24 protein-coding genes are annotated in these 22779 nt (G+C 31.6%); 5 read left to right on the top strand and 19 right to left on the bottom strand.

The annotated features are described in order from the left end of the window. Nucleotides 1–44: 44 nt before the first annotated feature. From TD29_RS06400 to TD29_RS06345, 12 genes are all read right to left on the bottom strand, one after another. Complete coding sequence (locus TD29_RS06400) at nucleotides 45–545, bottom strand: F0F1 ATP synthase subunit B (protein WP_040279641.1); 501 nt, start codon at nucleotides 543–545, stop codon at nucleotides 45–47. 94 nt (nucleotides 546–639) lie between these two features. Then, nucleotides 640–828: an ATP synthase F0 subunit C gene (gene atpE / locus TD29_RS06395; protein ID WP_013993139.1), complete on the bottom strand. Its 189-nt coding sequence runs from the start codon at nucleotides 826–828 to the stop codon at nucleotides 640–642. A gap of 38 nt (nucleotides 829–866) precedes the next feature. Then, nucleotides 867–2045 (bottom strand): F0F1 ATP synthase subunit A, encoded by a 1179-nt coding sequence (gene atpB / locus TD29_RS06390; RefSeq protein WP_040279640.1) that lies wholly within the window; start codon nucleotides 2043–2045, stop codon nucleotides 867–869. A 120-nt stretch (nucleotides 2046–2165) separates the two neighbouring features. Beyond that, entirely contained in the window at nucleotides 2166–2561 is a 396-nt protein-coding gene (locus tag TD29_RS06385) for a DUF6168 family protein (protein WP_040279639.1), read from the bottom strand. After that, nucleotides 2554–2805: an AtpZ/AtpI family protein gene (locus tag TD29_RS18815; RefSeq protein ID WP_052466994.1), complete on the bottom strand. Its 252-nt coding sequence runs from the start codon at nucleotides 2803–2805 to the stop codon at nucleotides 2554–2556. Before TD29_RS18815 ends, TD29_RS06385 begins: the two co-directional genes overlap by 8 nt. Then, nucleotides 2756–3154: a bactofilin family protein gene (locus TD29_RS06375; protein ID WP_241485242.1), complete on the bottom strand. Its 399-nt coding sequence runs from the start codon at nucleotides 3152–3154 to the stop codon at nucleotides 2756–2758. The genes TD29_RS18815 and TD29_RS06375 overlap by 50 nt, the downstream gene beginning before the upstream one ends. A 38-nt stretch (nucleotides 3155–3192) precedes the next feature. Then, the gene (gene porW, locus TD29_RS06370; protein WP_040279637.1) at nucleotides 3193–5775 is read right to left on the bottom strand and encodes a type IX secretion system periplasmic lipoprotein PorW/SprE; all 2583 of its coding nucleotides are present in this window, start codon (nucleotides 5773–5775) and stop codon (nucleotides 3193–3195) included. A gap of 379 nt (nucleotides 5776–6154) precedes the next feature. Further along, entirely contained in the window at nucleotides 6155–6862 is a 708-nt protein-coding gene (locus tag TD29_RS06365; protein ID WP_040279636.1) for an ABC transporter ATP-binding protein, read from the bottom strand. 12 nt (nucleotides 6863–6874) lie between these two features. Next, the gene (locus tag TD29_RS06360) at nucleotides 6875–8344 is read right to left on the bottom strand and encodes a DUF5687 family protein (RefSeq protein WP_040279635.1); all 1470 of its coding nucleotides are present in this window, start codon (nucleotides 8342–8344) and stop codon (nucleotides 6875–6877) included. Between the two features lie 52 nt (nucleotides 8345–8396). Then, nucleotides 8397–9104, bottom strand: a complete 708-nt coding sequence (locus tag TD29_RS06355; RefSeq protein ID WP_084203406.1) for a hypothetical protein — start codon at nucleotides 9102–9104, stop codon at nucleotides 8397–8399. Next, nucleotides 9089–9742 (bottom strand): hypothetical protein, encoded by a 654-nt coding sequence (locus TD29_RS18635; protein WP_040279634.1) that lies wholly within the window; start codon nucleotides 9740–9742, stop codon nucleotides 9089–9091. The genes TD29_RS06355 and TD29_RS18635 overlap by 16 nt, the downstream gene beginning before the upstream one ends. Beyond that, on the bottom strand, nucleotides 9742–10080 hold the full coding sequence (locus TD29_RS06345; protein WP_040279698.1) for a PadR family transcriptional regulator: 339 nt from the start codon (nucleotides 10078–10080) through the stop codon (nucleotides 9742–9744). The genes TD29_RS18635 and TD29_RS06345 overlap by 1 nt, the downstream gene beginning before the upstream one ends. Before the next feature lie 109 nt (nucleotides 10081–10189). Between TD29_RS06345 and TD29_RS06340 the strand changes: the two genes are divergently transcribed. Next, nucleotides 10190–11245: a ferredoxin--NADP reductase gene (locus tag TD29_RS06340; protein ID WP_040279633.1), complete on the top strand. Its 1056-nt coding sequence runs from the start codon at nucleotides 10190–10192 to the stop codon at nucleotides 11243–11245. Nucleotides 11246–11478: 233 nt separating this feature from the next. Here TD29_RS06340 and TD29_RS06335 read toward each other — a convergent pair whose 3' ends face one another. Both TD29_RS06335 and TD29_RS06330 read right to left on the bottom strand, forming a co-directional pair. Next, nucleotides 11479–12498, bottom strand: coding sequence for a glycosyltransferase family 9 protein (locus tag TD29_RS06335; RefSeq protein WP_241485235.1), 1020 nt, complete (start codon nucleotides 12496–12498; stop codon nucleotides 11479–11481). An 86-nt stretch (nucleotides 12499–12584) separates the two neighbouring features. Then, the gene (locus TD29_RS06330) at nucleotides 12585–13193 is read right to left on the bottom strand and encodes a DUF4254 domain-containing protein (RefSeq protein WP_040279632.1); all 609 of its coding nucleotides are present in this window, start codon (nucleotides 13191–13193) and stop codon (nucleotides 12585–12587) included. Between the two features lie 71 nt (nucleotides 13194–13264). On the opposite strand from TD29_RS06330, the gene upp reads away from it, so the two are divergent. Then, nucleotides 13265–13924 carry a uracil phosphoribosyltransferase gene (upp, locus tag TD29_RS06325; RefSeq protein WP_040279631.1) on the top strand — a complete coding sequence of 220 codons (660 nt, stop codon included), beginning with the start codon at nucleotides 13265–13267 and terminating at the stop codon, nucleotides 13922–13924. Here the strand turns inward: upp and TD29_RS06320 are convergent. After that, complete coding sequence (locus TD29_RS06320) at nucleotides 13913–14836, bottom strand: DUF6427 family protein (RefSeq protein WP_040279630.1); 924 nt, start codon at nucleotides 14834–14836, stop codon at nucleotides 13913–13915. The two genes, upp and TD29_RS06320, sit on opposite strands and share 12 nt — an antisense overlap. A 97-nt stretch (nucleotides 14837–14933) precedes the next feature. Here TD29_RS06320 and TD29_RS06315 point away from each other — a divergent pair, with 97 nt between their 5' ends. Continuing rightward, on the top strand, nucleotides 14934–15161 hold the full coding sequence (locus TD29_RS06315) for a DUF6341 family protein (RefSeq protein WP_040279629.1): 228 nt from the start codon (nucleotides 14934–14936) through the stop codon (nucleotides 15159–15161). Between the two features lie 7 nt (nucleotides 15162–15168). Here TD29_RS06315 and purD read toward each other — a convergent pair whose 3' ends face one another. Continuing rightward, complete coding sequence (purD, locus tag TD29_RS06310; protein ID WP_040279628.1) at nucleotides 15169–16440, bottom strand: phosphoribosylamine--glycine ligase; 1272 nt, start codon at nucleotides 16438–16440, stop codon at nucleotides 15169–15171. A 103-nt stretch (nucleotides 16441–16543) separates the two neighbouring features. On the opposite strand from purD, the gene TD29_RS06305 reads away from it, so the two are divergent. Together TD29_RS06305 and TD29_RS06300 are read left to right on the top strand one after the other, a co-directional pair. After that, complete coding sequence (locus TD29_RS06305) at nucleotides 16544–17863, top strand: phenylacetate--CoA ligase family protein (RefSeq protein WP_040279627.1); 1320 nt, start codon at nucleotides 16544–16546, stop codon at nucleotides 17861–17863. Continuing rightward, complete coding sequence (locus TD29_RS06300) at nucleotides 17860–19023, top strand: glycosyltransferase family 4 protein (protein WP_040279626.1); 1164 nt, start codon at nucleotides 17860–17862, stop codon at nucleotides 19021–19023. Before TD29_RS06305 ends, TD29_RS06300 begins: the two co-directional genes overlap by 4 nt. Here the strand turns inward: TD29_RS06300 and TD29_RS06295 are convergent. The 3 genes from TD29_RS06295 to TD29_RS06285 are packed head-to-tail and all read right to left on the bottom strand — an operon-like array spanning nucleotide 19020 to nucleotide 22676. Further along, nucleotides 19020–20378 (bottom strand): undecaprenyl-phosphate glucose phosphotransferase, encoded by a 1359-nt coding sequence (locus TD29_RS06295; RefSeq protein WP_040279625.1) that lies wholly within the window; start codon nucleotides 20376–20378, stop codon nucleotides 19020–19022. The two genes, TD29_RS06300 and TD29_RS06295, sit on opposite strands and share 4 nt — an antisense overlap. 1 nt (nucleotide 20379) lies before the next feature. Continuing rightward, the gene (locus tag TD29_RS06290; RefSeq protein WP_040279624.1) at nucleotides 20380–21366 is read right to left on the bottom strand and encodes a UDP-glucuronic acid decarboxylase family protein; all 987 of its coding nucleotides are present in this window, start codon (nucleotides 21364–21366) and stop codon (nucleotides 20380–20382) included. Next, nucleotides 21366–22676 carry a UDP-glucose dehydrogenase family protein gene (locus tag TD29_RS06285; protein ID WP_040279623.1) on the bottom strand — a complete coding sequence of 437 codons (1311 nt, stop codon included), beginning with the start codon at nucleotides 22674–22676 and terminating at the stop codon, nucleotides 21366–21368. Before TD29_RS06285 ends, TD29_RS06290 begins: the two co-directional genes overlap by 1 nt. Nucleotides 22677–22779: the final 103 nt, after the last annotated feature.

Below are 22779 nucleotides of genomic sequence, written 5' to 3'. Positions count from 1 at the left end.
TTTTTTACATCCAATTTCCGAAGAAAAAGAATAGGTTATGATTATTAGTTTAATTTAGTTTCGTTTAACATAGACTCAACTAATTCTAGTTGTTTGTCTTTGTTAGATAATTCTTGACGCACAACTTTCTCTGCAATTTCTACAGATAAGTTAGCCACTTGATTTTTAAGTTCTGCCATGGCAGTTTTCTTTTCATTATCAATTGCTAATTGTGCTTGCTCAATCATTTTGTTAGCTTGTGCTTGTGCTTGAGTTTCAGCATCAGTAATCATCTGAGCTTTCATTTCTCTAGCCTCTTTAAGCATTGCTTCTCTTTCTAATCTTGCTTCTTGCAATAACTTTTGGTTATCTGCTTGAAGATTTTCCATTTCACGCTTTGCGCTTTCAGCTGCGTCTAATGCACCTTGTATACCTTCTTCTCTTTCATTTAATGAATTAAGAATTGGTTTCCATGCAAACTTCACCATGATAAAAATCAATAATAAAAGTAGTATTGTTTGTACTACAAAAAGTCCTGGTGAAAAATCGTTTAGTAATTTATCCATTTTAGATATGCTTAATGTTTTTTTCTTTTTTTAATTTAAAACCTATCCTGCAACCAACCGTTACAGGATAGTGTTTTGTAAGTTGATTTGGTTCTTATTTTCCTAAGAATAAAGCTCCAAATGCTAAACCTTCTAAAAGTGCTGCAATGATAATCATCGCTGTTTGAATTTTTCCTGTTGCTTCTGGTTGACGTGCAATACCTTCCATTGCTTTTCCACCAATTTGACCAAGACCAATTCCTGCTCCGATTACGATTAAACCTGCTCCAATTAAATTGTACATAGTAAAAATATTTATAGTTAAATTAAAAAAAACTCATATTAAATGAAATCTCCACGCACATCTTCTGCGTCTGGGACTTCGTGACCATGCTCATCATGAGCGTGATCGTGATCGTGTTCTGCCACAGCCATACCTATAAATAATGCTGAAAGCATTGTAAAGATATACGCTTGTAAGAACGCGACTAAAACTTCTATTAATGTTATAAAAAATGACAACACAAATGACAATCCTGTTGCTCCTGCAACTCCTAAAGAGTCTTTTAAAGTAAACATAATTGCTATTAAACTCATTACAACGATGTGTCCTGCTGAAATGTTAGCAAACAAACGTACTAATAATGAAAATGGCTTAATGATAAATGCACCAGCAAGTTCTATTATTGCTAATACAGGACGAATCCACCATGGTGCGTCTGGCATCCATAACATGTGCATCCAGTAATCTTTATTACCACTTGCCGTGTAAATAACTAACGTAAATATTGCTAGACATGCTGTTACTGCCAATTGTCCAGTAACGTTAAATCCAAATGGTGTTAATCCTAATAAGTTTAAGATCCAGATAAAAAAGAATACCGTTAATAAGTAACCTGTAAATTTTCTATAATGCTTATCTCCAATGTTTGGTCTTGCAATCTCATCTCTTACATATATAACAAGTGGTTCTAACACACGACCAAAACCAGTTGGTATTTGTTTGTTTTTGTATTGTCTTGCTAAACCAGAGAACCAGAAGATCATTAACAACCCAATCAATAACACACCAACAACACTCTTAGTTATAGAAAAATCTAATACTTTGTGAGCATTTGTTGCATGATGATCTTCATCAAAGCTTACCTGAGATGCTGCTGCGTCTAACTCGTAAATTTTTGAATGTATTTTCGCGAATTTGAGCCCGTTTTTCTCTACAATCACATGACCATCATCGTTATGATGAAACTCAGACGACATAAATGTTGTTAAGCCGTTGCTTGTCCATAAAATAACAGGCAATGGAAAACCAACATGTTTACGTTCTCCTGCCTCATTTGTGTATGAAAACAAAGAGAAATCATGAGAATCCTGAATGTGATGTAAAATGTAATCCTCTACTTCTTTTTTGGTGCTGATTTGACCCTCACCTTCAGAAGAACTATTTGCAAATGATGCTGTTGAAAAAAACAGTACACTTACAATTGCTAAAAATTTAAAACTTTGTTGAAATATCTTCATTGTTATAAAATCAAAAAACTACTCTTTCTAAATTCGGTGCAAAAGTACGGAAATTATTAAAATAACAATATGTTTTTTCACCTTAATATTTTGACAACATTAAGTCCTTGTAAAACAACACTAATCTAACTGGTTTTCCTTGAGAATTTGTGTAATAAAAAAGACTTCTAAAATTAAAAACAAAAGTAAGGGTATCAATAAATGCAAACGCTCATGAATTGTTAAGGTCTCTTGATTAAAAATAGACGACTTAAACACCACAAAAAACAAGATGCCTTTTATGAATAAGGTAGGTAAATAAATAAAGCCTAATTGCGGTTGTAGTGATTTTATATGCGAAAAGATTTCAAAATGAATACAAATAATGAGTGAGGATACTGCATAAAACATATTAGTATCATATACATTAAATCTTAATATTTGCGATGATTTGTTTATGACAAGATTTTGCAAAAAAAATAAAACACCAAACAATACTACAAATGCAATTGTAAACACCACTACTTTTTTAATCATCTTGTTTTGAAACTTTAATCACTTGAGAGATTACTAGATACATAGAAATAAACACAGAAAGCAAAGTAACCGTAGATTCCCAAAACTCTTGATTATATTTTGTATCAAGCCATTTTCCCAGGAGATTACCCAACCAAATTGTTGCTCCCATTTGAAAAGCAACAGATGTAAATCTTAAAAATTTACTAGGAGATTTACCTTTTTTCTGGTCGTTGCGTCGATTGTTGCGCTGTTGGATTGCCATTTTTAATATCTTTCATAGCGCCTTTCATTGAGCAGGTTGCGTTAAAATTTGCTCCAGGCTCTACAGCTAATTTACCTACCATTACTTCACCTTCTACGTGAGCAGATGATTTTAATGACAAGGTATCTGTTAATAATAATTTGCCTGTAAATTTGCCTTCAATATCTGCATTAGCACTTTTTAAAGTACCATTTATAACACCTGTTTTACCAATAACAACCTTACCAGGTGTTTTGATATTACCTTGAATAGTGCCTTCAATTCTAAAATCACCTTCGCTAATAATATCACCTGTAATTACAGTGCCTTTAGCAATTGTGTTTTGTTGTGAAGTTGTATCTGAAGCCATACTTATTGTTTTTTTACCTGAAAACATGGGGTCTAAATTTATTGAGATTCTAGGTATTCGTTTAAATTTTTATGTCGCTGTACAATTTCGTAGTTAGGAGAAGAAATTGAATAAAAATTACGATCTATTTTGTCTTTAGTTTCTTTTAATATTTCTGCAAAGCCTGCAGAACCCTGTATACTTTTTAGCCCGTGAACTACAACAAAAGTCGTGTTTTCATCATAAAAATCTACAGATGTAGACAGGTTGAAATAATTTATTTTTGAGATCGCATTTTCTAATTTCTCGACAAACTCTTTAATTTGATCGTTTTCATCGGTATTAAATGGATATAATACATTAAAGCGTGTTCCTGTATCATCACTTTTAAATTCTTTATTGGCTAAAACAGGAATAACGGTTTCTAAAATTTCTTTTGCTTTTTTTCCTTCTTCGGAATTTGGATACGTCAATGCAATATAATTAACGCCTTTTTTATACGCTTCAAATCCACTTAGCCTACCATTGGCAGATGCTTTTAAAATTTCGAATTTAGGCACCAATGGATCACCTTCAAACTGAGTAATATATTGCTCTGCTTTGGCAACTACCTCTACATATTGTTGCTCGCCAAATTGTTTAAACAGGTTAGCATATAAGGTTTCTGGACTGTTTTCGTCTTGTGCAAATTCAGATTTTGGATTTAATAAGATCTTAGCATATCTAGAGTCTGGATAAGAATTTACAATCTCATCTTTCATTGCAGCTGCTTTACTGCTTAAACCTAACTCTATATAAATTTTATATAAATTGTACTTAGAAGGCAGTATTAAACGGTCTTCAGGGTTATTTTGAAGTAAGGTTTCTAATTTAGTTTTAGCTAATTGGTACTCCTTAAATTTTTCTTTATAAATAGTACCTAATTGATAATAGGCGTAATTTCTATCTTTTGCTAAACTATCAATCACTTTTTGATCTGTTGGTATTTTAGAAATATAAAACTCAGGATCAAAACGTTCGTCTTCTGAAGCATTAGCTGCAACATCTATTGTTTGTGCCGTATTAAAACCTTTGCCTTTTATATCAGATAATCTCCAATTATCTTTAAGTTCTCTGTCTCCCCAAACTTTAATGAATTCACTTTTTCCGTAGGCAACCGTTGTTGTATTATAAAAATAAAACTCAGTCTCTTGGTTACTGCCAATACCTCCTGGAGTTGCTCTTACAGATTTCCCTGACGATGCGCTAACACCTTTTAAATTGTTTTCGTTGGTTTTTAATCCGGAACTAGCTGCTTTACGACGCTCATCGGCTTCGGCTTTTTCTTTTTCAGCTTCTGCTATAACCTTTAATTCTTCGGTATAGGTTGTAAAATAGCTTAATCTTTCGGCTTCGGAAAAATCAACTAACCTTAAAATACTGTCATTTGCTTGAGCAATGGCTTCATAATAGATCACATCTTCAAGGTTTTCACGTTTCCGAAGAACAACACGATATGGTTTAGAGTTAAGCTTCATATTCATCATGGTGCTATCGTAATATGCACCTGCAACTTTATACTCGGCATCATCAAAATTCATATCACCAAGTGTAGCATAATCGCGAGATTTTAGTTCTTTATCACCCAAATTAGTGCGTAATGATTTATTGTAATAGGCCATTGCCATTGAATCTCTTTCGTTGGCTCGATGAAACTCTGCAATGCGGTAATATATTTTATCTAAATACGGACGATTTTCTCGATCTTCTTCCAAATCTGTTAAGTATTCTAAAAACTCGATTTGGTTTCCGTTTTCCATATCAAAGTTGTTTGATTTGGCTAAATGTGCGTTGATATAATATGGTCTTGGGATTTTGCGATGCATATCTATCACATTATCAAACGCTAGATTTGCGCTATCCTTTTTACCAAATTCATTATAAAGCTGACCCACAATATAATTAAAACGTGCTTTTTCTTTATTCTTTTTAGTGTACTCAGCTGCAATCACTAATTGTGTTAAAGCACTGTCCTTAGCTTTAATATTTATATAACCTTGCGCCAAAATAGAAGTAGCATCTGCCAAATCTTGATCTTCTAATTCCTCTTGCTCTAACAGTCGTTTTAGGTTTTTAATTGCTAGTTCATTGTTTTCTAATCTAATATTAGCTTTTTCTCTCCAAACTTTAGCCGTATTAATTTTATCACTAGCAGGATATTTGTACAAAATATAATTGAAAGCTTCTAAAGCAGGTATAAAACGTTGATCGAAATATCGTGCTTGACCTAATAATAAATAAGCTTCATCAATTTGCGGATTGTACTCTTTACCTTTAATATTCATACCGTGTTTTTGAACAGCTTTTATGGCTTTTTCTTCGGCACGTTCAAAATCTTGGTTTTTAGATTGTCCTGGTAATATAATCTCTTCAGACACTTGCATACGCTCTATTGGTAGAAGTTCCCAATAGTTATCTGTAGCAGCATTATCAACCGTTTCTCTTCCTTTTTCTAATGCGATGTTACCGTTATACAAAATGTTGTATTTGGTACCTAAGGCATGAAAATTACGGTTAACAAACGTGTCTTTTTTACGAGAACAACTTGTGATAAGCATGGTTACGCAAAAGACTGATATTAAGACTTTAAAAGATGTATTCAAAAGGTTTAGTTTTTTGTAAATACTATAACTAAAATCGCTCGCATATATTATATGAATACCATATAAACTATATTATTCACCAAACTTAATTGTTCATTTTTCAATTTACATCATTGTAAAACGCTTTTGTAACTCAAGTTATGAAAGTGTTTTACTGCTTCATAATATAAAAAAGCAACTGCGCAGTGTTATGCGCATTATACAATTTATTTGGTATAGCGCTGTAAAAATAAGCATCTTTTTGAATTATAGCGGAAAATTGAGTGATTTATCGATGTATTGAAGATTGAGATTTAATAATAGCCATTACTTACATTAACAAAATACCTCTTTAAAAAGTGTTTGAGCGGCTTTACAACCCTAAATCGCTATAAAAAAATCATACACTTTCAGATCCCGAAAAATGAGTCTCTAATTCTTTTAGAGTTTCAGCATTTGTTGCTAAATCCTTAACAATTTCACCTTTTTCTAGTACTACAATTCGTTCGCAAACATCTGTGACATGCATTAAATCATGACTAGACACTAAAACGGTAACACCTTGTTTTTCTGCTAAGTTTTTAATAATACCTTTTAAACGAATTTGTGTTGTTGGATCTAAATTTGCAAATGGCTCATCAAGTATAATAACTTCAGGGTTTCCTATTAAAGCAGCTACAATTCCTGCTTTTTTCTGGTTTCCTTTACTTAAATCACGTAAATACTTTTTTTGACCTAAAATTTCGCCGTGAAAAAAGTCATCAAATTGAGATAAAAGCGCGTTGACATCTGCTTTATTTTGTCCGCGAAGATCACCTATAAAATAGAAATATTCTTCTGGAGTTAAATAGCCAATAAGAAAACTTTCATCAATAAATGATGATGTAAAGGGTTTCCAATCTTCACTTTCATGAACTAAAACGTCGTTGTTTTTAATATGTCCTGATGATGGCTGAATTAAATCTAATAGCAAACTAAAATAAGTTGTTTTACCTGCACCATTATTACCAACAAGTCCAAAACTTTGTCCTTTTGGAATCTCTAGGTTATCTATATTTAAAACGGTTTTACTCGCGTATTTTTTTGAAAGGTTTGATGTAGTTATCATAATCTTTTTGTTTTAATTTTGTTCTTTAAATCCAGCAACCATTGCATACTTTTTAGATCTGTAAATTTCTGTGATTTTGTTTAAAAGTAAGTTTCTAAAAAGAATACCAATTACACCTACCAAACCTAAAACCACTGTTGCAATAATAGCATTAGACAATAGATAAGGGATTAAATAAATTACAACTGGCAATCCTAGAAAAGGAAATATAATAATCCATTGTGCAGCACTCATCCCTTGTGTATTCATCATTGGGCTTTTTTCTAGATCTATTCTTTTTTTATTCATAGATGAGATGAGTAAAACCATTGGCATGTTAATACCAATATTATAAAGTGCACAAGCAAAATTGAGCGCCAAAACTTCCCATCCAAAATAAACATATGGTATTGATAATAAAAACAATACTACAACGCTAAACGTAATCAAACCAGCTTTAGAATCTAAGTATTTACGCAACGGAATATTTTGTGACATCATCATACTATAATACGAGCTGTCCCAACATGGTATAAATTGACCAAAGTTTGAAAGAAACATTCCTGTTATAAAGATTCCAGCAAAAACTAGTATCACTGGTATTTCTAACATTTTATCATTGGTATAAAAATAAAGGCCATACAACAAAAATAAAATGGATAAAAAAACTGTCATTCTAGGTCTTTTGTTTCTCCAAATCAATTTCAAATCTAATTGTAAAAATGGTGCAATGTCTCCAAAACGATTTGTCCAAGTGAGATCTTGCGTCTTAGCCTCCTCTGTTTTTTGTTTCAATGATGCATCTAGAAATAAAAGACCTCTAAGGTTTTTATAATTTAAATAATACACCAAGGTCAATATGACCATTGGTACAATAGTTAATATTGGATTATTATAAAGTACATTAAACGCTTTACCACAAACTACCGAAACTTCAAATACGTTATAATATTCTAAACCAATAGCAACAGTTAAAACACCTAGTATGGCATAGAAATAGATATTCTTTTTATTAATTAAAAAGTTTAAAAAATTGATTATTAAAACAATACATATTAAAGAAACAAACCAAGGCAACACATTAATTACGGGATAACCATTAAAAAGTAGCGTAATGCAAAAGGGAATGATCCAAAATAAGGACATCACATTAAAAAAGGATAAAGCCGACTTAGTTAACACATAATTGGTAATTTTATGTCTAGAAACGGTTAAAGTCAATAAGGGTTTGATATTGAGTACAGGTAATTTTTGCAAGAAATACCTCAGTACTAATTCAATTAAAATCCAATAAATTAGGTAATTATTCAAAACCTCAATTGGATCCATCTCAGGGAAAAACTTACGTAGAGCTTTGTATAAAATAATACCTACAAACAAAAAAGCGCCTATCATATAAAGCGCCATAAAGCCCATAAAAATTTTAATAGCTATACTCTTTCCAAAATTTGCTGAACGAAAAAATTGTTTCCACTCTAAATTAACAAACTGCTTAATTCTCATGTTTTGGTTGATTGGTTATTCTAAAATGTTAGTAGAAGAAACTATAAATTTGTTACAAAGAAAATTCTGGATAGGTTTCATTTAAAAGGTCTTCGGCTTTATTTGGAAGGAGCTCAAAGCTAATGTACATCCAAAGTACAAATAATGTAGCACATAATGACACTAAGCTTAACATGCTATTTGATGATAACATCATATCAGAAAATTGGTGTAGAGAAGGAAATTGCGACATCAATAATAATCCAGAAACACCAGCTTGTTTAAATATGATCTCCTCAAGCATCCACTTTTTATTAGATTTTTTCTTTCTAAGTTTAAACTGCCTATTCAATTGTATGCTTTTATAAATACTCCAAATAGCAATTATAGAGTAAGTTCCTACCAATACATAAAATGCTATACCAAAAGAAAGCATCGTGTAAAACCCAAAATAAATTGTTAGTGTTATTAATAACTTCGGAAATGTAACCCACTTTTTAAATTCTTGCCATAAATACATATTATAGCGCTTACCCATTGCTTTTTGGCGTTGACTCACCACATCCATAAAACCAAAAATTCCAAACTTTTTAAATGCTTTATCACGAGCTTCTAGGTAAGATAAGCTTGGCTGCTCAACCCAAATCGTTTCAATATCATTAGCTAAATGATCTACAAGTTCGGTTTGTAAATCATAATGCTCTACAAAATGCTGTCTTGTAAACGCATAGAGGTCTTGTATTTGTTCTTGGGAAATGGTCATATTTATGATGTCATACATTTATAATCTTTACGATATTGTCTAATGATGTTTAAAGTAATTTTTATGATTAGTAAACTCAATGTCCCAATAACAGCTATTACAATAGCTACAATATAGAAGTTGCTTTTGCTTTTAATATACAGTCCAGAAAAAGCACACATAAAATGAAACAACTGAAAACCAATCATATACAAAAACGCCAAACGCTCAATACCAGAAAATCGAGGTAGCTTAAATATATTTAACGCAATAACATATACTATGCAAAATGGTACTATAGATACCATTGGAAATAGTGCCATATAATCCCTTAAACCTTCAACTTCAATAGTAGACAACCACTTATAACTTATAAAAAATATCAAACTAAAAATGACTAATGTTGTTAGTTTACTTAGGTCAATCCACAATCTTTTAAGTATAGATGTATCAGCACATTTAATAAATTGTTTATTATTTTCTAATACTATAGATTTGTTACTTACCATATAAAACTTAAATGTCTCATAGAAATCTCCACCTTCAGTCTCCATGAGTTGTTCAATTTCCGAAGCAACATGATCTGTCATTTCCATGCGAATATCAGCATAAAAAATATCTGAATTTTCTAGATAATTATCTATAAATTGTATGTTTTCTTTATCTAGTTTCAACATTATTCTAAACTCAATTTAGGGTTCACCAAAACTTGCATTGTTTTGATATACTCTTGCAACTCATGTAATTTACTAACAGTTTCTTTGCTACCTTTTTCAGTAAGTTTATAATATTTTCTAAGCCTATTATCTACCTTTTTAACCTCAACTTCTAATAATCCTTCTGCTTCTAATTTATGAAGTGCAGGATATAAAGCGCCTTCGGTAATTTTCAATTCTCCTTTAGTGAGTTCTTTAACTTTTTGAGTGATTTCATAACCATACATTTTATCACTTTCGTTTAAAAGTTTTAAAATTATAGTAACCAAACTGCCTTTATATAACTTAGAATTTGCCATAGACCAAATATACATAATATTCTTATGCATAAAACTATTAGGTAATAAATTTTCATCTAAAAAAATGACAAAGTGTGCAAGCTTCATTATTTTTACAAAAAAATATAATATGTCACAATTTCATAAGCTCTCAATTAAAGATATCACTAAAGAAACTGAAAATGCAGTTACTATAAGTTTTGACCTTCCGAAGGAATTAAAAGATACTTTTCAATTTAAAGCAGGACAGTATATTACTTTAAAAACAGAACTTAATGGCAATGAAATACGACGAGACTATTCGTTGTGTACTTCTCCAAAAAGTGGCGAACTAAAAGTTGCTGTCAAAGAAGTTATAGATGGAACTTTTTCTGCACATGCTAATAAAAATTTAACTGTTGGTGATGTGTTAGAAGTAGCGCCTCCAAAGGGACGTTTTATATTTGAGCCTAACGATTCTAAAACTAAAAATATTGGTTTATTTGCTGCTGGAAGTGGGATCACTCCCATCTTGAGTATTATTAAATGTGCTTTGGAGGAAGAGGTTTTAAGTAAAATCATACTTGTTTATGGTAACAAAAAAACAGAAGACACCATGTTTTTAAATGAATTGTTACAACTGCAACACGAGTATAAAGATCGTTTTGGGATACAATTTGTTTTTAGTCAAGCAGATGAAGACGATGCTATTTTTGGACGTATTGAGAAGAGTACAGTTAATTATGTTATGAAAAATAAGTACAAACATATTGATGTGGATGCTTATTATTTATGTGGTCCTGAAGGTGTGATTCATACAGTAAAAGATGTTTTAACAAGTCATGGTACCAACGAAGACCGTATTCATTTCGAACTTTTTAAAGCTGCAAAACCTGCGGTTGTTACAGAAGGTGCTGTTGCAAGTGGAAAATCTCAAATATCAGTTTTAGTAGATGATGAAACTTTTACTTTTGAAATGTCTCAAAAACAAACCATTTTGGAAGCTGCATTAGATGAAGATATTGATGCACCTTATTCTTGTCAAGGCGGCATTTGTAGTAGTTGTATTGCAAAAGTTACCGAAGGCGAAGCTATTATGAGACAAAATAATATTTTAACCGATGGTGAATTAGCCGACGGCCTCATTTTAACCTGTCAAGCACAGCCCACAACTCCAACAATTAAGGTTGATTATGATGATGTATAACTAAAAAAATATGCCGTAAATATTATAAAATTAAAAAGGTTAAAATACAATTCATCCTATTTAATTGAGTTTAAACCCTAAAAACGAGCGCTTTGTCGAAAAAATAAAAGATTTTCTTACCTATTCTTTTTAGCTAGTATTAATCAAAATACTTTCGCTCTAGATTAGGATTTAATCATAGGGATTATCTAAAAATTCTAAATCTTGCCTCGTTCTTTTGGAGCGAGGCTTTTTTATTTTAAGGCATTTATTATTTTAGACACTATGGTATTTGGAGAAATGGTGCGCATCGCGTTTTCATAGTCTTCTGGACGTTTATTACCATAGATAGACGTTGGTATTTTAGGATATTTTATTCTATCTGCTAAAATTGTAGCGTCTAATGTTGTGTTAAAAGGTAAAAATCCTGCATATGGATGAGTAATTCCCCAAACGGTAATTACTTTTACACCTAACATAGCTGCAATATGTGCGTTTCCAGAATCCATTGCAAGCATTAGGTCTAAGTTTGAAATAATATCCAACTCTTCATTTAATGAAAATTGACCTGCAAGATTAACAATAGACTCACCATGCTTGGCAAGCGTATTTAATATTATTTTTTCTTCATTGCCTGCACCAAACAATAATACTTTATAATCTTTAGAAAGCGTTTCTATAACCGTAGTCATTAAATCTAAAGGATACATTTTACCATCAAAAGCGGCAAAAGGCGCAATTCCAATCCACGGTTTTGTATCGTTACCAATAACCTTTAAATAGTCTTCTTTTAGGTTTTCTTTCTTTGGAAAAATAGGCTGACTCAAATCAATTGGGAATCCTAGTTTTTCAAATACATCTGCATAGCGTTGATGTGTTGATTTTAATTGCTTAAACGATTCTCCGTCAACCAAAGCTTTCTTTTCATCACGACCTTTATCTAACTGCACGACTTGCTTTCCGAAGAGAAAAAACTTTAAAATCTTACTTCTTAAAACATTGTGTAAATCTGCAATACAATCAATATCTAAACGCTTGAGTTCTTTAGAGAGTTTAAACAAACCTAAAACACCTTTATGTTTACCTTTTATTTGGGCTGAAACAATTGTAACATTAGTAAGGTCTCTAAAAAAAGGCGTAAAAAATGGTTTGGTTAAAACCGTAAGTTTTACATGAGGATGTTGTGCTATAAGTGCTCGCAATACAGGAACCGTCATTGCAACGTCTCCCATTGCTGAGAGCCGAATGACTAGGATATGATTTGGTTTTTTCATGTTAGAAACCCGTGAGTGTTTTGATTAACAAAAATCAAAAACCACCTTCCCCAAAAAAAGGGAAGGTATTAGATTTGGAAATCTATTTACTTTTGTGAACGTAACACAGGATTAAGTTCATCGTCATTATACATTTTCATTTGCTTATACACTTTCATGTACTTATCACCTTTACTAATGTCATCAATAAGCGTATCAATTGCTGTTGATAAATCTACACGTTGGTCTAATAAAACGTCTAACTTTGTTTGACATGCTGCTCTATGTTCAGCTGAAGCATCGTCACGAGTTGCTTCTTCGTTCATGTGATACACTTTAAGTGCTAAAATGGATAATCTATCGATTCCCCAAGCCGGACTTTCGGTATTTATAGTCGCATTTTCTTTTGGAGTAACTGCCTTATATTTTTCTAAAAAATAGCTATCAATGTATTCTACCATATCTGTTCTATCTTGGTTAGACGCATCAATTTGGCGTTTTAGCTTTAAAGCAGCAACAGGATCAATTTGAGGATCACGAATTATGTCTTCATAATGCCATTGCACAGTATCAATCCAACATTTTCTATAGAGTAAATGTTCTAATAAGTTTGAATCTTTATCATACTGATTAGTAAACGGTTGATCAACGGTATTAATAACGTGATATTTTGCTATCACATCTTGAAATATTTTATTGGCTTTTTCTGAAAACATAATATAAAAATTTAGACTACAAATATATGGGTATTTATTAACTTTAGCGTTCATAAAATGAACACTCAACTATGCATATTCATAATTTATCACAAGAAAATTCTATATTAAATTCATTTGTTTCAGAAATTAGAGATGTTAACATTCAAACCGATCGAATGCGCTTTAGGCGAAACATTGAACGTATAGGTGAAGTTTTATGCTATGAAATGAGTAAAACCTTAGATTTTTCAGCTAAAACAACCACAACTCCTCTAGGTGAAATTGAGACTAAACTATATAGTGATGATATTGTTTTGTGCTCAATTTTAAGAGCTGGTGTACCACTTCACAACGGACTCTTAAACTATTTTGATGAGGCAGAAAATGCATTTATTTCTGCATATAGGCATCATAAAGACAACCCAGAAACTTTTGAAATTATTGTAGAATATTTGGCATGCCCAAGTCTAGAAGGCAAAACACTAATTCTTGCAGATCCTATGTTAGCAACAGGTCAATCTATGGTTGCTACTTTTGAAGCCCTAAAACCTTTTGGCACGCCAAAAAACATTCATATTGTAAGTGTTATTGGAGCTCAAGATGGCGTTGATTTTATTAATGATCACTTCGGAAAAGATACACACCTATGGATTGCTGCTGTAGATAAAACGCTAAGTGATAAAGGTTATATTGTTCCTGGATTAGGTGATGCAGGAGATTTAGCTTTTGGAAAAAAACTACAGCATTAATAAAACTATTGGTGTTAAAATAAGCACCCAAAGCAGTGTTTCTTTAAACCATTTTTCAGAAATTACTTCAATATAATTGGTCATAATTATAGATAAAGGTGCAAATAGAAATAGAAACTCACTTCCATTTTTTGAAGGCGCTATTCCAATTATCACTATTCCAATAATAGTTGATAATATTATAAGTTTAAAAGAAGGTCTATAACTCTTCATTTGAGATGTTATATTTTTTATATAATAAAACAACGACCATAAGCCAAATGAAAATAATAGTGTTGCACCAATTATTATTCGTTTAGAATTTAAGGCACTAAAGTCTACGCTGTAATCAAATAAACCACTAACATAGTTAAATATGTCCTTATCACTAACAATAAAATAAGAGATTGCAATGATGGCTACAGTAGCTATACCTACAACTGGTATTAAATAATTTTTTACATCTGTAATAACGTAAACCAGTAAAGCTGCGACAATCATTATAAAAAATAAAGCCGACCAAAAGTAAAAAAGAGTGGCTATAGAAATCCAAATTGAAGCATCAAACAACTTTTTTTTAACATCTTTTTGAGATCTTAAACTTACAATTCGTCTTAAGGCTAAAAGGATAAAAAAGTTAGCAAATAATAAATTAGCGTTCAATGTAGCTTGAGGTAAAATGGCAAAATACAGTACAAACAGTAGTATGTTATAACTATTCTTTTTGGTTAAGCTATTACGGCTAACTAAGAAATCTAAAATAAAAATAGAACACAATGCGATAAGAAATAGCCCTAATTGTTTGGCAAGAATTACTAAATTAAATTCTTCAGAAAACATCGTAAATCTTACCAAAACAAAAACCAATAATAGTACGACACTAACAACGATGTAGTGTATTGGTTTTGATTTGCTAAAAAAATTTGAAATCATTGAAGTAGATTAAAATAAAAAAAATATGTAATTTTGTACTGTAAATATATGATTATACCAATGAAGCTTTATAAGAGTTTCTATAAAATATAACTTAATGAAAGACTTTTTTTACGCTATACAAGATTTATTCGTAGATTTTTTATTCGCTCCACTTGACGCACTTAGAGCTCTAGAATTAGAAAACTGGTGGTCGGCAAATTTCATATCATGGATTTTTATCATCATTTGTATAGTAGCTATGGTGTACTGGATGCTACAATTAAAAGAACATAGTAAAAACAACGAAGAAGATAAGAGTGTAACGTCTCATTCTTATTTATAGACTGGTTTTATAAATCGAAACCAATATCTTTTCGATAATTCATCTTATCAAAATGTAGTTGATCTATATTTTGGTAAGATTTTTTTATGGCTTCTTGGTACGTATTTCCATAAGATGTTATCGCCATAACGCGTCCGCCAGAAGTTAACGTTTTTCCATCTTTTAAATGAGCTCCTGCATGAAAAGCAATAGAATCTTCAATATTTTCTAATCCGGTAATTTCTTTGCCTTTTTCATAAGCCTCTGGATAACCACCAGATACAAGCATAACTGTTGTAGCTGCACGTTCGTCTATTTCAATGTCTATTGTATCTAAAGTTTGGTTAGCAATAGCCTGAAATATTTCAACCAAATCATTTTTAAGTCTAGGTAGCACAACTTCGGTTTCTGGATCTCCCATTCTAACATTATACTCTATAACTTTTGGATCATCACCAACTTTAATTAAACCAATAAACACAAATCCTTTATAAGGCAAATTGTCTTTTTGTAACCCAGAAATTGTTGGTTTTACAATTCGCTCTTCAATTTTATTTAAAAACTCGTCTGTAGCAAAAGGAACTGGTGAAATTGCTCCCATTCCGCCAGTATTTAAACCAGTATCGCCTTCTCCAATTCGTTTATAATCTTTAGCAGTTGGTAAAATTTTATAGTTTTTTCCATCTGTTAGAACAAAACAGCTCAATTCTATACCGTCGAGAAACTCTTCAATAACCACTTTAGAACTCGCTGTCCCAAACTTAGCATCAACAAGCATACTTTTAAGCTCTGTTTTCGCTTCGTTTAAATCATTAAGTATTAACACACCTTTACCTGCTGCTAAACCATCTGCTTTTAACACATAAGGAGGATTTAATGTTTCTAAAAACTTGTATCCATCTGCTACGTTACTCGCATCAAAACTTTCGTAAGCAGCCGTGGGAATGTTGTGCCTAAATAAAAATTCTTTTGCAAATTCTTTACTTCCCTCTAGCTCTGCAGCTGCTTTTTGAGGACCAATAACAGCAACGTGCTTTAACTGCTCATCATTTAAAAAGAAATCATGAATTCCTTGAACCAATGGATCTTCTGGCCCTACAACCACCATTTCAATATTATGCTCAATCACCAAGGACTTTATTGCCTCAAAATCGGTGACTTTAATAGCAACATTTGTTGCTATTTGTGCAGTACCCGAATTTCCAGGTGCCACAAAAATGGTGTCACATAATTGACTTTGATTTACTTTCCAAGCAAATGTGTGCTCTCTACCTCCAGAACCAAGAATTAATATTGTCATGTTTTCAATTTGTTTGCGTAAAAATAATTGTTTTTACGCGTTTCGAAGTTTCTAAACAAGACTTTTTTTCTTTACTTTACATCCAACACAAACTTATCCTTTTTTGAACCTTTTTGATTTTTCATTGCGATTAAATGGCTACCCTTTGGATAAGGCAAAAATTGAATTGGCTCATATTCAGCAAAAAAACGATAACGATTACAAAGCGTTTATTGATGATAAACTCAAAACCATTGTAGAGTATCACTTAAAGCACAACACCTTTTATAAATCTTTAGCACCTCATGCAAATTCTAAATCGTGGTCATCAATACCTGTGATGACTAAAAAAGATTTACAGCAACCCTTACATGAGCGACTATCAAATGGTTTTACCACTAAAAATGTGTATGTCAATAAAACATCAGGATCGTCTGGTGACCCTTTTATTTTTGCTAAAGATAAGTTTAGCCATGCCTTAACTTGGGCTGTAATTCAAAATAGATTTGGTTGGTACGGTTTAGATTTTAATACCTCACAACAGGCTCGTTTTTATGGTATTCCGTTAGATAAAAAAGGCTATTATAAAGAGCGTTTTAAAGATAAACTCAGTAAGCGTTATCGATTTTCGGTGTTTGATTTAAGTGACGAAGCTTTCAATTCGCATTTACAAAAATTTAAATCTACGTCGTTTGAATATATCAATGGCTATACGAGTTCTATTGTTCAATTTGCTAAATTTTTAGAACGACAATCTATTTGTTTAACCACTATTTGCCCAACTTTGAGCGCTTGTGTGGTTACTTCGGAAATGTTATTTGACAAGGACAAAAAGCTCATGGAACAACAATTTGGAGTACCAGTTATTAATGAATATGGAGCCTCAGAATTGGATTTAATCGCTTTTCAAAACACTAATAATGATTGGCAACTCAATAGTGAAACCTTGTATGTTGAAATATTAGATGAGAATGATGTTATACTTCCTTATGGAGAAGAAGGTCGTATTGTAATTACCTCATTATATAATAAAGCGCATCCATTTATTAGATACGATATTGGTGATATAGGTGTCATTTCTAAAAAGAGTACATTAAAAACACCTCTTTTAAAAACCTTAATTGGTAGAACCAATGATATTGCTATTTTACCTAGCGGAAAAAAAGCTGCAGGTCTCACCTTTTACTACATTACTAAAAGTATTATTGAAGATGATGGTAATGTTAAAGAGTTTGTAATAGAACAACTAGAACCGCATCTTTTTAAAGTTATCTATGTGAGTTTAACGACGCTTTCCGAAGAAAAAAAGAATACCATAACCCAAGAAATGGAACGTTATCTTGAAAATGGATTAACCATTAGGTTTGAAAAACAACATACATTAAAACGTTCTAAAAGTGGAAAATTAAAACAATTTACTTCTCACGTTACCTCTAATTCATGAAAAAAGACGTTTTAATTATTACCAGTTATTTTCCTCCAGAAATTGGAGCTGCTTCTAATCGCATTTTTCAATTGGCAAATGGTTTAGAGCAACAGGGTTTTAAAGTTTCGGTAGTGACACCTTTACCAAATTATCCTACAGGTAAGATTTTTGATGACTATAAGGGTAAATTTAAGCACATTTCCAAAGAGAATACTATTACGATTAATAGGTTGTGGATTTATGCCAGTAATTCAAAAAACAAGCTGTTACGATTAATTGCAATGTTGTCTTATAGTTTTAGCTTGGTTTGGTTTTTTATGTGGAATAAGATCCCAAAAACAGTTATTGTACAATCTCCTCCGCTTCTAGTTGCGTTCACCTCTATGCTTTTTCTTCGGAATAAAAATCGCAACCTCATCTTAAATGTGAGTGATCTTTGGCCAATTGCAGGTTTAGAACTAGGAGCTCTTAAAAAGAATTTTAGCTATAAAATGTTAGAAAAAATTGAGCACTTTAATTATAAAAGAGCGAATATAATTTTAGGACAAAGTGAAGAAATTTTAACTCATGTAAACTCTATATTTCCTGATAAAAACACGTTTTTATATCGTAATTACCCAAATTTTAAAGCTCCAAAAATTCAACAAACTCAATCTAATGGTTCATTAAAAATAGTATATGCTGGACTTTTAGGTATTGCTCAAGGCATTTATAAATTGTGTACAGCGTTAGATTATACTCATATTGAGTTTCATATTTATGGCTCTGGAGCTGAGCAGTTATTAATTGAAGATTTTATTGCTCAACATCCTGAATTGCCTATCTATTTTCATGGTAGAGTCACAAGAGATGAGCTTCACAGGCTTTTATTACAATATGATATTGCCATTATCCCTTTACTCAATAGAATTTATGGTAGTGTGCCTTCAAAAATATTTGAGTACGCTCGTTTAGGCTTACCTATGCTTTATTTTGGTGGTGGTGAGGGTGAAAATGTGATTACTACTAATAATTTAGGATGGATTGCTACGTCGGGAGATTATGATGATTTAAATAGCGTAATAGCGACTATTAAAAAGGATTCATTATCACTGGAAAGAAAAGTAAGTATCCAAAAAACTGCGCTTAAAAACTTTGATTTTAGGAAGCAGTTAGACGCTTTAAAAACTATAATTTAATACGCTTTATCTTCTCCTTTAACGGCATTCATAAACGTTTTTGTAATAATTTTTAGGTCTAAAAGTAGTGACCAATTTTCTATGTAGAAGATATCGTATTTTACACGACCAATGATATCTTTATCTGATTCTATTTCGCCTCTAAAACCACTAATTTGGGCTAGACCTGTAATGCCAGGTTTTACAAAATGGCGCACCATAAACTTGTCAATTTTTTTGGCGTACATATTTGTATGACTAACCATGTGAGGTCTTGGACCAACTACAGACATGTCTCCAAAAAGCACATTAAAAAACTGAGGCAATTCATCTATACTTGTTTTTCTAATAAACTTACCCATTCTAGTTATACGTTGATCTCCACGCGTTGCTTGATATAAATGCGCATCTTTATTAGGTGTCATGGATCTAAACTTATAGCAATCAAACTCCTTATAATTAAAACCATTTCTAGACTGTTTAAAAAACACTGGTCCTTTTGATTCTAATTTAATTAATATAGCAATTATTGGTGTTAACCACGATAAGATAAATATGACGACTATACTAGAAAAAAGAATATCAAATGTTCTTTTTAAAACCATGTTAAAAGAATCTTCTAGAGGGATATCTCTAAGCGATAAAATTGGGATGTAATCGTAATACTCATATTTTAATTTTTTTGAGTATATCTCTTTATTATCTGGAAGAAACTTTAATATTTTAAGGTTGTTATCTGCAAAATCTGAAATATCACTAATTTGCTGATTGGTCAACTCTGAAATTGAGCAGTAAATTTCATCAATTTCCTCTTTTTTAATGGCTTCGAACAAACTGAGTAGATTGATGTTTTTTCTATCCTTTAAATTAAATGTTTTGACATGTACATAGCCATATTCTGGATTTTGAGTAAAGAACGTTTCTAGAGCTCTAGTTTTTTTATTATCGCCAAATATGACTGTACGTCTAAAATTTCCGCCGAAAGAAACGCGATATTTTTGCAATAAATAATAGATTGTAAATTTGAAAAACGCAATAGCTAGAAATACAGAAATTATATATTTAAATATAGTTATTGGGTATATATTTAATTTATGATGGTAGCCAGCAAATGCAAAAATGATTAAGGTAAACAAAATCATTTGTGTGAGAATTAGAGAGTAAATTTTAACCTCTCTAGTATACCTGTATACTTCGTAAAATTTAGAATATACTGAAAGCGTAAGCCATGCAATAGATGTAAAAACAATAAATATGATGGGATCAATATTTATAAAAAAATAAAAGATTGCAAACCCATTTATAATACTTAAATCAATTAAATATGAAATTGGCCTTAAATATCCTGAATATCGTCCTTGTTTAAATAAGCTCAAATTACGGTTTTATGTGTTTTGAAAAGTCTCTATGCTCTCGTTTAAAAAGGTCTTCATGTGATAAGCTCTTGAAATACTCAAATGTTTTTATCATGCCTTCTTCTCTTTCAACCTTAGGTTCCCAATTTAGTAATTTTTTAGCTAAAGTAATATCTGGTTGTCTTTGTAATGGATCATCTACAGGTAAATCTCTATAAATAACCTTTTGTGTTGTATTTGTTAATTTTATAATCTCCTCTGCAAAATCACGTATTGATATTTCATGTGGATTTCCAATATTTACTGGATATGCATAATCACTTAGTAAAAGTCTATAAATCCCTTCAACTTGATCGTCAATATAGCAAAACGATCGGGTTTGAGAGCCGTCTCCAAAAACGGTTAAATCTTCGCCTCTTAATGCTTGTCCCATAAAGGCTGGAATAACTCTACCATCATTAAGTCTCATTCTAGGACCATAGGTGTTAAAAATACGTACTATTCTAGTCTCAACACCATGAAATCTATGATATGCCATGGTTATTGATTCTTGAAATCGTTTAGCTTCATCATAGACACCTCTAGGACCAATGGTATTAACGTTACCATAGTAATCTTCTGTTTGAGGATGTACGAGTGGATCACCATATACTTCGGAAGTTGATGCAATTAACAACCTCGCTTTCTTTGCTTTTGCTAAACCTAATAAATTATGCGTCCCTAAGGATCCAACTTTTAGGGTTTGGATAGGTATTTTTAAATAATCTATTGGACTCGCTGGTGACGCAAAGTGTAGTATGTAATCTAGAGTGACATCAACATCGATATACTCTGTAACATCGTGCTCTATAAATTCAAAATTATCATTAGATTTTAAATGTTCTAAATTGCGTATATCTCCAGTTATAAAGTTATCCATGCCTATAACTTTGTACCCTTCTTTTATAAAGCGATCGCATAAATGTGAACCTAAAAAACCTGCAGCACCAGTTATAAGTATATGTTTCATTAATTAATTGTATTACGCCCTATAGAAGTATATGAAAACCCTTCAGTTTTAACATCATTTACTTCGTAGAGGTTTCTTCCGTCAAATATAACAGGAGTTTTCATTTTAGATTTTAATTTATCAAAATCGGGAGTTCTAAATATACTCCATTCTGTACATATAATCAAAGCATCAACGTCATTAGTAGCTTCGTACATATGTTTAGAGTACTGTAATTTATCACCATATTTTTTTTGAACATTCTCCATGGCTTCTGGATCAAAAACTCTTATTGATGCTCCGGCTTTTAAAAGCTCATCAATTATATATAATGCTGGAGCTTCTCTAATATCGTCAGTTTCTGGTTTAAAAGCTAATCCCCAAACTCCAAACGTTTTGCCTTTTAAAACGTTTTTAAAATGCGACATTATTTTGGGCATTAATATTTTTTTCTGAATGTCATTAACCTTAATAACAGATTTTAAAATATCAAATTCATAACCGTTATCTTCTCCAGACTTATATAAGGCTTTTACATCTTTTGGAAAACAAGAACCGCCATAACCTATACCAGGAAACAAGAATCGTTTTCCTATTCTAGAGTCTGTTCCCATACCTACTCTTACTTTATCTACATCTGCGCCAACTTTTTCACAAAAATTAGCAATCTCATTCATGAAGGTGATTTTTGTTGCTAAGAAAGCATTTGCTGCATATTTTGTAAGTTCTGCCGAGCGTTCATCCATGGTAATTATTGGGTTGCCAGAGCGCACAAATGGTTTGTAGAGTTTTTCCATTAATTTAGAAGCTCTTTCTGAACTCGATCCTATTATAATTCGTTCTGGTTTTAAAAAATCGTCTACAGCGAAGCCTTCTCTTAAAAATTCTGGATTTGAAACAACATCAAATTCTACATTGGTTTCGTTAGCAATAGTTGCTTTTACTCGATCGGAAGTTCCTACAGGTACAGTACTTTTATCAACAATTACTTTATATTCTTTTAGTTGTTTACCAATCTCTTTAGCAACACCTAGTACGTATGATAAATCGGCAGATCCATCTTCATCTTCTGGAGTGGGTAATGCTAAAAAAATGATTTCACCATGTTCTAATCCTTCTGATAGTGAGGTTGAAAATTTAAGTCGGTTGGCTTTAATGTTGCGTTCAAATAAAACATCTAAATGAGGCTCATAAATTGGAACATTTCCTTTTTGCATTTGTTCAACTTTATTTTGATTTATATCAATACAAAGTACTTCATTTCCTGTTTCGGCAAGGCAAGTGCCTGTGACTAAACCAACATAGCCTGTTCCAATTACAGATATTTTCATTCATTAATATATTTAGAAACAAAAATAGAAAAATAAAGGTGGTTGAATAAAATAATTTAATTTAAAACTAGAGTTGGGTCAAAAATTTATTTCTATTTTAAAT

Source organism: Psychroserpens damuponensis (assembly GCF_000826655.1).
GTDB classification, from domain to species: Bacteria; Bacteroidota; Bacteroidia; order Flavobacteriales; family Flavobacteriaceae; genus Psychroserpens; species Psychroserpens damuponensis.
This window is presented reverse-complemented; position numbering and strand designations above follow the sequence as displayed.